This is a genomic window from Candidatus Symbiopectobacterium sp. NZEC135, from assembly GCF_025962695.1.
Window position 1 is genome coordinate 1 of record NZ_JAGFPF010000803.1, and the last position, 922, is coordinate 922.

The window sequence follows — 922 nt, forward strand, 5'->3', positions numbered from 1 at the left end:
ACCCGCATCCGCATCGTTTAATATCAGGCGGCTGGTACTCACGGATAACGCTAATCGAAACAGCGTCGTAATCAACAATACGGCGGGGAATGTTGAAAAGCTCAGTATTTTATCAATATAAAACGACGCTAAAAAAACCAGAATGGACAAAACAATGTTTAACCCAATCAGGAAATCGACCAAGTAGGTTGGCAGAGGAATCACCAACATAGAAATGATCACAACAATCAATATAAGAATAAAGAGTTCCGGATGGTTCCTTACCCGATTTAAAAAACCAATCATCCTATCAACCTATTTTAATCAACTTATTCATAGAAATCACGGTGCGGCTTTCCGCTGTTCAATTCGTTCGTGATATAACGCGGTATTGAGTCTTTCTTCGAAACACATCAGTAATTTTATTCTTTCTTCCTCTGAAAAAAAAACTTCATGAGGTAATTTTTTGCAATAGTAGTAGATCATTTGTAAAACTATCGCTCGATTCTTATGCTCAGCAAAACGTAAATGACGACCAACGGTTTGCGAAAGCAGCATATCCACATCATCGGGGTGTTCGATCATGCCAAAGAGCAATAGCAGCCAGGTCTCCTCTTTCTCATCCACATCGCGAATAACGGTATTGGTGAGTAGCCCCTGCACAAACAAAATATCACTCGATCGGATACGCTTGATTTGCTTTATTCTTTCCTGAAGAAAGAAAAACTCCGAATGACTACAACTGGGATCGGCTGCGTCAATATCCGCCAACAGCGCATCTTCCATAAACGTGGTCAGGATCCCGCGTTTTTCAACGCCGTAGGTCGATATCCACGTTTGGTACTGCATCAGATCCGTATCATCATTGGCTAAAAAGCGTCGATAGCTCTCGCGCAGTAATGCGGGAGTCATCTTGAGCGTCGTGCCTAATAACCGCGCCTTT

1 protein-coding gene and 1 pseudogene are annotated in these 922 nt (G+C 42.3%); both read right to left on the minus strand.

Annotation, left to right across the window (positions count from 1 at the left end):
- Positions 1–285, minus strand: a 285-nt coding sequence (locus J5224_RS30570; RefSeq protein ID WP_264628792.1) for an FHIPEP family type III secretion protein, incomplete at its 3' end; no start/stop codon positions are given.
- A gap of 36 nt (positions 286–321) precedes the next feature.
- Positions 322–922: pseudogene (locus J5224_RS30575) on the minus strand (YopN family type III secretion system gatekeeper subunit); the annotation flags it as partial.